Source organism: Plesiomonas sp. (genome assembly GCF_051650925.1).
In the GTDB taxonomy this organism is placed as follows: domain Bacteria; phylum Pseudomonadota; class Gammaproteobacteria; order Enterobacterales; family CAMTGL01; genus Plesiomonas.
The window spans coordinates 1-9,329 of record NZ_JBOFRH010000438.1 but is presented as its reverse complement, the minus strand read 5'-3'; the positions used below and the strand labels follow the sequence as shown (position 1 = coordinate 9,329).

Sequence of the window (9,329 nt, the reverse complement as noted above, 5' to 3'; positions counted from 1 at the left end):
CTCTTTTTATCTTGGCTAAGAAACCGCTTGTTCAGTGTGTGCGACGGCAGCTAAAGCCGGTTTCACCCTTTTATCGGTATGGTATGCCGCCAGTGTATGTGGGGCAAAATCATCTACATTAATGGCGTATAAACGCCCCTGTTCGGCACGGTGCAGCAGTTCGGCTTCGTGTGTGGAGATGGTACCGGCTTGCAGCGCATTTTCAGCCAGTTTATCGAGTGCCATTAGCGGGTGATTTTCCCCCGTAGTTTGACGCAGACGGTTGAGAATGGTTTCTGCAAGCAGTACATCCTCTAAAGCCTGCTCTAAACGGCCGGCAGGGTTATGCGGGCAGTTTTGTAAGAACTGGTTGCGCCCGAGTCTGCTGCGGGTAGCGCTGGGTGTTTGTAGAATACGGGCCAGCTGATGATCGAGTTGATCATTTGGGCGGCGGTAGGTTTTTCCGAGCGGCAGCAGGCAAAATCTGAGTACTTTAGCGATAGCAGGTTGCGGAAAGTTTTGCAGTATTTCATCAATAGCGTGTTGGGCCAGATAGAGGTTATCTTGCAAGCTCCACTCTAGCAGAGGGAGGTCAGCTTCAGGGGAGCCATCGTCAGCAAAACGTTTGAGTGCGGCTGAAGAGAGGAACAGATAGCTGAGTAGGTCGCCCAGCCGTGCCGACAAACGCTCACGGCGCTTTAAACTGCCGCCAAGAACACCCATGCTGACATCAGAGAGCAGGGCAAGGTTGGCCGATAAACGGTTTAGACGCTGGTAGTAGCGGGTTAAGGTGCGAGCCTGTTTAGGGGCCGCGCTGGTACGTCCGTCGGTTAAACCTAGCCAAAGTGTACGGGCCGTATTGCTCAGGGCAAAACCCAGATGACCAAATAGTGCATCATCAAACTGCTTAACAGCCAGTGAGCCACTGCTCTTGGCTGCACTCATTTCAGCCAGTACATACGGATGACAGCGAATTGCGCCCTGCCCATAGATAATCATACTGCGGGTGAGAATGTTTGCCCCTTCAACGGTAATGGCAATCGGTGCGCCTTGATAGGCTCTGGCCAGAAAGTTATTCGGCCCCATGCAGATCCCTTTTCCGCCGACAATATCCATAGCATCAATCACGCAACGCTGTGCGCGGTGGGTACAGTGGTATTTCACGATTGCTGAAATAACGGCCGGTTTTTCGCCCAAATCAATGGCGGTGGTGGTCAGGGTTGCGGCGGCATCGAGTAGATAGGTGTGCGCGGCAATTCGGGCGAGTGGCTCTTCTATGCCCTCCATGTAGCCAATCGGCATTTTGAATTGGCGGCGTATCCGTGCGTATGCGCCGGTAGCCAGTGCCGCGCTTTTGGTTCCGCCCGTGGTATTGGAAGGCAGGGTAATACCACGTCCGACCGAGAGGCACTCCATTAGCATTCGCCAGCCTTGTCCGGCCATGGTTTGCCCACCGATAATATAGTCGAGCGGTACAAAGACATCCTGCCCTTGTGTTGGCCCATTTTGAAACGGAATATTTAATGGAAAATGGCGTCGACCAATTTGTACGCCATCGGTATCTGTTGGGATCAAGGCACAAGTAATGCCTAAATCTTCAGTGATCCCCAATAAATGCTCGGGATCGTACAGCTTAAAGGCCAATCCGAGCACAGTTGCGACAGGGGCCAGTGTGATATAGCGTTTGTTCCATGTCAGGCGCATGCCTAAGATCTCTTCGCCTTGCCATGTTCCACGGCAGATGATGCCGGTATCGGGAATTGCACCGGCATCTGATCCGGCCTCTGGGCTGGTCAGGGCAAAACAGGGGATCTCTTCACCACAGGCAAGGCGTGGTAGATAGTGCTCTTTTTGCGCTGGCGTGCCGTAGTGTTGCAATAGCTCTCCGGGGCCGAGCGAATTGGGTACGCCGACCGTTGAGGCCAGTACGCTGGAAACGCCAGCCAGTTTTTGTAAAACCAGTGACTGGGCATGGGCAGAGAATTCCAATCCCCCATACTGTTTTTGAATGATCATGGCAAAAAAACGCTGATCTTTGAGGTACTGCCAGATCTCGGGCGGCAGGTCTGCCAGCTCATGGGTGATCTGAAAATCATTGGTCATTTGGCACAGTGTGTTGACCGGCCCATCAAGAAATGCCTGCTCTTCATCACTGAGCGTAGGAATCGGGTAGGCATGCAGTACTGACCAGTCAGGTTTCCCACGGAACAGTTCACCTTCCCACCATGTTGTTCCTGCTTCGAGCGCCTCTTGCTCGGTTTTTGACATGCTTGGCATGATACGCTGAAATGCTTTCAGTGCCGGCAAGCTGAACATTCGGCGGCGCAAAGGGGCGATGTTTATCGATCCGATAACCAGTAAGACCGGTAGCCATACCCAGAGTGAAATCAGCTGCAAAGGAACCGTCAGCAGCGCACAACCGACTAAAATCAGTGCAGATTGATAAAGCTTGATTCGGTGATAGGCCAGCAGACCGAAAATACCGATAAAAAACACAAATGTGAGTAGCAATGCCATGATCGCTCCTTGAAGTCAGGGGCTATGATGTCTGAAACGGTGGTAGCAGAGACCGTATTGTCTGCTACAACGGCTTGAGAGACAGGAAGTGAGCCAACATCCGGTAAAGCTCATCAGGTTCGATTAGGTCAGAGGTCTGACCTGACTCTTATGATCTGTTTTAGACCAAATGATGACATTCATCAAGTTGTTTACATTTTGATTACATAAACTGTGCGCTGAGCAAGTTTCTGATACCGAGGGCTGAGTTTTCTTCTCCCTTTTTTACAGATTCGGTACACTGCCAGCATGATGCGGATGATTCGTGTTATTGCGTATTGTTTGCAGTGTTACCTTGCTTGCAGGAGTTGTCCTGTAAAGCCCTACATATCAGCTGTCATTTTGTGCTGAAAATAATGAGAGAGGTTTTCCGATGTACCATGATTTGATCCGCAATGAACTTAATGAAGCGAACACGGTTCTGAATGATTTTCTGGCCAATGAAGCCAATATTGCCAGTATTGAAGCCGCAGCCACGCTGATTGCTGATGCGTTTCGTGCGGGCGGTAAAGTATTGTCATGCGGTAATGGGGGATCACATTGTGATGCCATGCACTTTGCCGAAGAGCTGACCGGCCGTTATCGTGAAAACCGCCCAGGTTATCCGGCTATTGCTATCTCTGATCCGAGCCATTTATCCTGTGTAGGAAATGATTTTGGTTATGATCATGTTTTTTCGCGCTATGTCGAGGCGGTTGGACGTGAGGGTGACGTATTGCTCGGGATCTCAACATCAGGGAATTCGGCCAATATCATTAAAGCAATTGCGGCTGCACGTGCTAAAGGCATGAAAGTTCTGACATTAACCGGTAAAGATGGCGGAAAAATGGCAGGTAGTGCGGATGTAGAGGTGCGGGTTGCCCATTTTGGTTATGCCGATCGTATTCAGGAGATCCATATTAAGGTGATCCATATTATGATTCAGTTGATTGAGAAGGAAATGGCCGCCGCGGAATAAACACCGGCGGTATAAAAGGAGTGGCTGATGTGTGAATTGCTCGGGATGAGCGCCAATGTACCGACCGATATTTGCTTTAGCTTCACAGGGCTAGCCAAGCGCGGTGGGCAAACTGGCCCGCATAAAGATGGTTGGGGGATCACCTTTTACGAAGGGCGTGGCTTTCGCACGTTTAAAGATCCGCTGCCCAGCGCACAATCGCGTATTGCGCAATTGGTGCAAGATTACCCGATTAAATCTTGCGCGGTAGTGGCACACATTCGTCAGGCTAACAGCGGGCCGGTTTCACTGGAAAATACTCATCCGTTTACCCGTGAGTTATGGGGGCGTTATTGGACTTATGCCCACAACGGGCAGTTGACCGATTTTACGCAATTGCCGACCGGCCGCCACCGACCGGTTGGTGATACGGATAGCGAGTATGCATTTTGCTGGCTGCTTAATCAGCTTGAATTGCGCTATGCCTCGGCTGTGGGTGCTGATTCACCGGCAGATCCGGCATTTAACCAGTGGCCTGCGTTGTTTGCATATATCGCGACGTTATGCGAGCAGTTAAAAGGTCTCGGCGTGTTTAATATGCTGCTCTCTGACGGCGAGTTTGTGATGGCCTTTTGCTCAACCCGATTACACTGGCTGACCCGTCGCGCGCCATTTGGCCGAGCTACACTGCTCGATGAAGATGTGGTGATCGACTTTCAGCAAGAGACAACGGCGAACGATGTTGTCACCCTAATAGCAACACTGCCGCTTACCCACGATGAGGTGTGGCAGCCTATTCTGGAAGGGGATTATTGCCTGTTTCGGATGGGGGAGTTAATTGCTAGGGTGTGAGGGCAAGCCTGATACGGCACTTGACGTGCGTATCAGGCTTATTACTTGGCCATTGATTGATAAACTAAATTTCATCAGGCATCAAAAACAGCTCTAACAGTGAGTTTAAAAACAACTTACCGTGCTCGGTGAGCTGCCATGTACTGTCAGTTTCAATGATATAACCTGAGCGGATCGCCTGATCAAGTGCCGGACGTACACTCTGTTCACTCAGACCCGTGAACAGTGGGAAATCAGCGCGTGGTGCGGGCTCAAGCAACCGGAAACGGTTCATGAAAAACTCAAATGGCCGATCATTTTCCGGTACTGGGCTGTGGTTATCAACATAACGGCCTTGCATGTAACCGCGTGGATGCCGTGTTTTTACTGTGCGCAATATACGGCCATCATCAAAGGTAAACTTTCCGTGCGCGCCACAGCCAATGCCAATGTAGTCACCAAAACGCCAGTAGTTCAGGTTGTGCTGACACTGGTACCCCGGTTTGGCATAGGCAGAGATCTCGTACTGCTCGTAACCTGCAGCCGTCAGTAAAGCATGGCCCTGTTCGAAAATCATCCACAGCATGTCCTCATCCGGCAGCGTTGGCGGGCGTGAGTTAAACAGCGTGTTAGGCTCAATGGTCAATTGATACCACGAAATATGTGGTGGAGCGAGACTGATAGCGCGTTGCAGATCACTCAATGCCTCTTCAAGGGTCTGGTCGGGCAGGCCATGCATCAGATCAAGGTTAAAGCTGCGCAGCCCCAGTTGGGTAGCCAGTGTTGCCGCTCGCACTGCCTCTTCCGGCCCGTGTATCCGCCCAAGACGTTGCAGTTTTTCACTGGAAAAGCTTTGTACACCGATAGAGATACGGTTGATGCCAGCCTGCTGATAACCGGTGAAACGATCCGCTTCTACCGTTCCGGGATTGGCTTCCATGGTAATTTCGGCATCAGGAGCTACCGGAATCAGCGCTCGCACACCGTCGAGCAGTTGTTGCATCGCTTCGGCTGACAGCAGGCTTGGAGTACCACCACCGATAAAAATAGTGCTCACTGTGCGCCCGCCTGCCAGCGGTAAATCTGCGCGCAGATCATTGAGCAGGTGCTCAATGTATTCAGCTTCTGGCAACCCCTCTTTGAGAGCGTGTGAGTTAAAATCACAGTACGGGCATTTCTGCACGCACCACGGAATATGGATATACAAACTGAGCGGAGGTAACTCAAGCATGAGCCATGGCTTCCCGTAGTTTTTGCAGTGCCTTTGCACGGTGCGAAACCGCTTTTTTCTGTTCAGCAGGCAGTTCAGCAGACGTACAGCCTAATTCTGGGATAAAGAAGATCGGATCGTAACCAAAACCACCCTGTCCGGCAGCCTGCTGGGTAATAACGCCTTCCCACTGACCATGGCACACCAGCGGTGTTGGGTCTTCTGCATGGCGCAAATAGACCAGCACGCAGTGAAAACGGGCGCGTCGTTCAGCGTCTGGAACATCGGCCATCACTGTCAGCAGCTTGTTCAGGTTGTCAGTATCACTGGCATATTCACCGGCATAACGTGCTGAATACAGCCCCGGAGCACCGCCGAGTACATCCACGGCAAGGCCGGAGTCATCGGCAATCGCCGGTAATCCGGTCAGGCGACTGGCGTGGCGTGCTTTTAAAATGGCATTTTCGATAAATGTCAGGCCCGTTTCATCAGCAGACTCTATGTCAAACTCGCTTTGTGCGATGACATCTAAACCGAAGCTGGCCAGCAGATCGGCCATTTCACGTACTTTGCCCTGATTACCGGTTGCTAATACCACTTTTTGCATCACAAAATCCTGTATTCTGACTGAAAAATTGATTCCAGAAAGGGTAACGCGCCGCAGGCCGACTGTCAGCTATTGTTGGTGAAGAAAACGGTTATTGATCAGTATAGAAGGTCTGCTGGAATTGTAATGTACCGCCACTGAATGTTTCTTGGCTGTTTTTTGGACGGTTGATTTGCAGTGAGAAGCGGTAAGTCTCTTCGTTGACTACCGGAATTTCTGCCAGATAGTAGTGTGCTTCACCTTCTTGGATGCTGCGAAAATTCAGTTCACGGGTATTACCGATCAGATTTTGTGCCGTACCGGTTAGCGCAATGGCTTGCGCCGGTTTTCCCGCTTTATTGGGATCAAGTGCCGTCACATTGAGAATAATACGGTAGGCGCTGCGGGTTAGACCGTATTGGGTGGCAATCGCTGGACTAAGCAATGTTGAGGGAAAGGCGCTGTAATGCACTTCAAGGCCGCCAACCTGTTGTTGCTCGGCATGGGCAATCGAACCAACGAACAGCAGCGTACCAGCAAACACAACGTACAGTAGTCGACTGATAACTTGGCGTACTCTTTGTAATACGCCGGTACTTGTGCTGTTGTGATGTATACGGCAGTCAGTGGTGAGTTTGGGTGAAATCAGCATCTGTTTCCTCCGTGAAACACGTGCATTATGCGTAGTCGGCAGTTTTAGTCACCGATGGTTTTAGTCAACCATCAGCAAATACTCAGTCAGAGAGTAGCAGTTTTTCTATCTCTGGGGGGATCTGCTGCGGCTGCGCTATTCTGACCTGCTTATGCCGGCCAAGTTCGCCTTTTTCGATACAAATTTGCCCTTTGGCTACGCGAAACTGTTTCGATAAAAACTTGGTGAGATGCGCATTGGCTTTTCCATCAACGGGCGGGGCGGTGATCGCAATTTTTAGCTCTTCACCGTGCAGCCCGACTATCTGGTCACGGCTGGCTTTTGGCTGAATATAGAGGCGCAAAATCAGCGCCTCATTGTGGATATCCTGCTGTACCGCAGCGTGTGGTGCTGTACTCACAGTTGCAGCCAGATGAAGCCGAACAGGTCAGTGCCCAGATAGTTCAGTGCAATCAGGATAATTGACAGCAGCATGACCGACAGATCCAACCCACCCATTGGTGGTAAAATTCGGCGCAGTGGGGCAAGCAGAGGCTCAGTGAGCTGGAACAGCACGTAGTCCATCGGGCTGCGGCCTTGGCTTACCCAGCTCAGCAGTGCGCGGATCAGCAACACCCAGAAGATCATCTTACCGATGGCTTTTACCGTTGCCAGCAGACCAAGCAGCAGATAGCCTGAACTCCAGAATGCCGCACCGGTTTGCACAACTGCAATCAGCGGGAATTTGATGATCTGAATAACCACTACCAGTAGCAGAGTCGCGATATCCCAGCCACCGATACCCGGAATGAGGCGTCGTAGTGGTGCAACAACGGGTTGAGTTGCTTTGACAACAAACTGTGAAAACGGGTTATAAAAATCAACGCGTGCCGCCTGCATCCAGACGCGCAGCAGCAGAATAAACACGTACAAATCAATAAAGGTACTGAGCAAAAAAGTTAAAGATTGCATCGCTACGCCTTGCAGTTAAGATAATTAAAATAGTTTTTCCATTTCCTGTGCGCGTTTTACCGCGGCTTGCATAGCTTTGGCAACAGTTTCTGCCAAATGTTCTTCGTTAAATACCCGAATTGCCTCAGCCGTTGTGCCGCCTTTGGAGGTGACTTGTGCTCGCAAGGCTTCAAGTGATAGCTGAGGATTTTCATCAACCATACGTGCCGCCCCCAGTGCTGCCTGCTGTACCAGTAAGCGTGCTATTTCAGGTGAGCATCCCATTTGCTGTGCTTCGGCCTGCATCGCCTGCATAAATAAGAAAAAGTACGCAGGAGCACTGCCTGATGCAGCAATCACACTGTTAATGTCGCTCTCAGCCGCTAGCCAGCAAATTTTTCCAACCGCGCCCAGCAGTTGTTCGGCATATGTGCGGTCGGTAGCGGTAACGGCCGATCCTGCATATAAACCACTCATGCCCGCACCGAGCAGTGCCGGCGTGTTTGGCATCACCCGAATAATGCGTTGCGCGCTAGGAAGCAGTTGTTGCAGGCGCGCGATAGAGACACCTGCAGCCAGTGAAATGACCAGTTTTCCGCGCATATCCAGATCATGCAAAGTGATTAACGCTTCGGCCATATTTTGCGGTTTTACGCCTAACACCACCACCTGTGCATTGCTGGCCGCATCAAGGTTTGAAGTATCGGTTCGAATACCATAACGCTCACCTAACTGGTGGCGCGTTTGTGCAGTTCGATTGGTGGCACAAATGGCTTGAGGTGGATAACCGGCTTTACATAGCCCTGCAATGATCGCCTGCGCCATATTGCCTGCGCCTAAAAATGCAATGTGTGGATAATCCTGTTCCTTTGTCATCTTGATGACTCCTTGTTTTTTTATGCTTTAGTATGGCGTGGCAGCGGTATAGCGGCGAACAACCGGTTTTTGTGTTTATACCGCATAAGGCATGACCGCATAAAGCATGCTGAATGACGCGTACTGAATAACGGATGTCAGCTAACCTATACCGGATACTCTCTGGCACCAAAAATTGCAGTACCAATACGAACTAGCGTACTGCCTGCTGCAATGGCAGCATCAAGATCACCGCTCATTCCCATAGAGAGCGTATCGACCTCTGGATGAGTCAGCTTTAGTTGTTCAAATGCTGCCTGTAAACGGGCAAATTCAGCATACTGCTCATCATAGGTGGCCGTTTCTTCCGGAATAGTCATCAGCCCACGCAGTTGTAAGTGCGGTAATGTGGCGATCAGATCAGCCAATGGCTGAATTTGGGCGAAATCGACCCCTGATTTACTGGCTTGCTGACTCACATTGACCTGAATTAGTACATTTAACGGTGCTTTGTCGGCTGGCCGCTGTTCGTTCAGACGTTGAGCGATTTTGGCGCGATCAACGGTGTGCATCCAGTCAAAATTTTCGGCCACCAAACGGCTTTTGTTACTTTGTAGTGGGCCGATAAAGTGCCAGACAAGCTCTGCACCCTCTGGTTCGGTGGCAAAGAAAGTGATTTTATCCACCCCCTCTTGCACATAATTTTCACCAAATGCCCGCTGTCCGGCTGCAATGGCTTCTTGTACCGCACTCACGGGTTTGGTTTTACTCACCGCCAGCAGCGTGACAGATT

10 protein-coding genes are annotated in these 9,329 nt (G+C 50.8%); 2 read left to right on the top strand and 8 right to left on the bottom strand.

Going from position 1 to position 9,329, the window contains the following annotated elements; translation table 11 throughout:
• Positions 1 to 15: 15 nt before the first annotated feature.
• Entirely contained in the window at positions 16 to 2,496 is a 2,481-nt protein-coding gene (gene fadE, locus ACRC27_RS10650) for an acyl-CoA dehydrogenase FadE (protein WP_438639851.1), read from the bottom strand.
• Positions 2,497 to 2,908: 412 nt separating this feature from the next.
• Between fadE and lpcA the strand changes: the two genes are divergently transcribed.
• Together lpcA and ACRC27_RS10640 are read left to right on the top strand one after the other, a co-directional pair.
• Entirely contained in the window at positions 2,909 to 3,493 is a 585-nt protein-coding gene (lpcA, locus tag ACRC27_RS10645) for a D-sedoheptulose 7-phosphate isomerase (RefSeq protein WP_438639850.1), read from the top strand.
• 27 nt (positions 3,494 to 3,520) lie between these two features.
• The gene (locus ACRC27_RS10640) at positions 3,521 to 4,324 is read left to right on the top strand and encodes a class II glutamine amidotransferase (protein ID WP_438639849.1); all 804 of its coding nucleotides are present in this window, start codon (positions 3,521 to 3,523) and stop codon (positions 4,322 to 4,324) included.
• Positions 4,325 to 4,388: 64 nt separating this feature from the next.
• Here ACRC27_RS10640 and hemW read toward each other — a convergent pair whose 3' ends face one another.
• The 7 genes from hemW to ACRC27_RS10605 all read right to left on the bottom strand — a co-directional run.
• Positions 4,389 to 5,534 (bottom strand): radical SAM family heme chaperone HemW, encoded by a 1,146-nt coding sequence (hemW, locus tag ACRC27_RS10635; RefSeq protein ID WP_438639848.1) that lies wholly within the window; start codon positions 5,532 to 5,534, stop codon positions 4,389 to 4,391.
• Entirely contained in the window at positions 5,527 to 6,120 is a 594-nt protein-coding gene (locus tag ACRC27_RS10630; RefSeq protein ID WP_438639847.1) for an XTP/dITP diphosphatase, read from the bottom strand. The genes hemW and ACRC27_RS10630 overlap by 8 nt, the downstream gene beginning before the upstream one ends.
• Positions 6,121 to 6,211: 91 nt before the next feature.
• Positions 6,212 to 6,751, bottom strand: coding sequence for a DUF4426 domain-containing protein (locus tag ACRC27_RS10625; protein ID WP_438639846.1), 540 nt, complete (start codon positions 6,749 to 6,751; stop codon positions 6,212 to 6,214).
• Positions 6,752 to 6,833: 82 nt separating this feature from the next.
• Complete coding sequence (gene yggU / locus ACRC27_RS10620) at positions 6,834 to 7,115, bottom strand: DUF167 family protein YggU (protein ID WP_438622442.1); 282 nt, start codon at positions 7,113 to 7,115, stop codon at positions 6,834 to 6,836.
• 32 nt (positions 7,116 to 7,147) lie between these two features.
• Positions 7,148 to 7,702, bottom strand: coding sequence for a YggT family protein (locus tag ACRC27_RS10615; protein WP_438622394.1), 555 nt, complete (start codon positions 7,700 to 7,702; stop codon positions 7,148 to 7,150).
• Positions 7,703 to 7,726: 24 nt separating this feature from the next.
• Complete coding sequence (gene proC / locus ACRC27_RS10610; RefSeq protein WP_438622393.1) at positions 7,727 to 8,557, bottom strand: pyrroline-5-carboxylate reductase; 831 nt, start codon at positions 8,555 to 8,557, stop codon at positions 7,727 to 7,729.
• 146 nt (positions 8,558 to 8,703) lie between these two features.
• Positions 8,704 to 9,329, bottom strand: a 626-nt coding sequence (locus tag ACRC27_RS10605; protein ID WP_438639845.1) for a YggS family pyridoxal phosphate-dependent enzyme, incomplete at its 5' end; no start/stop codon positions are given.

Bases quoted from the DNA above. Each gene is read 5' to 3' on its own strand.
- fadE (WP_438639851.1), bottom strand. From the start codon at position 2,496: ATGGCATTGCTACTCACATTTGTGTTTTTTATCGGTATTTTCGGTCTG.
- lpcA (WP_438639850.1), top strand. From the start codon at position 2,909: ATGTACCATGATTTGATCCGCAATGAACTTAATGAAGCGAACACGGTT.
- ACRC27_RS10640 (WP_438639849.1), top strand. From the start codon at position 3,521: ATGTGTGAATTGCTCGGGATGAGCGCCAATGTACCGACCGATATTTGC.
- hemW (WP_438639848.1), bottom strand. From the start codon at position 5,534: ATGCTTGAGTTACCTCCGCTCAGTTTGTATATCCATATTCCGTGGTGC.
- ACRC27_RS10630 (WP_438639847.1), bottom strand. From the start codon at position 6,120: ATGCAAAAAGTGGTATTAGCAACCGGTAATCAGGGCAAAGTACGTGAA.
- ACRC27_RS10625 (WP_438639846.1), bottom strand. From the start codon at position 6,751: ATGCTGATTTCACCCAAACTCACCACTGACTGCCGTATACATCACAAC.
- ACRC27_RS10615 (WP_438622394.1), bottom strand. From the start codon at position 7,702: ATGCAATCTTTAACTTTTTTGCTCAGTACCTTTATTGATTTGTACGTG.
- proC (WP_438622393.1), bottom strand. From the start codon at position 8,557: ATGACAAAGGAACAGGATTATCCACACATTGCATTTTTAGGCGCAGGC.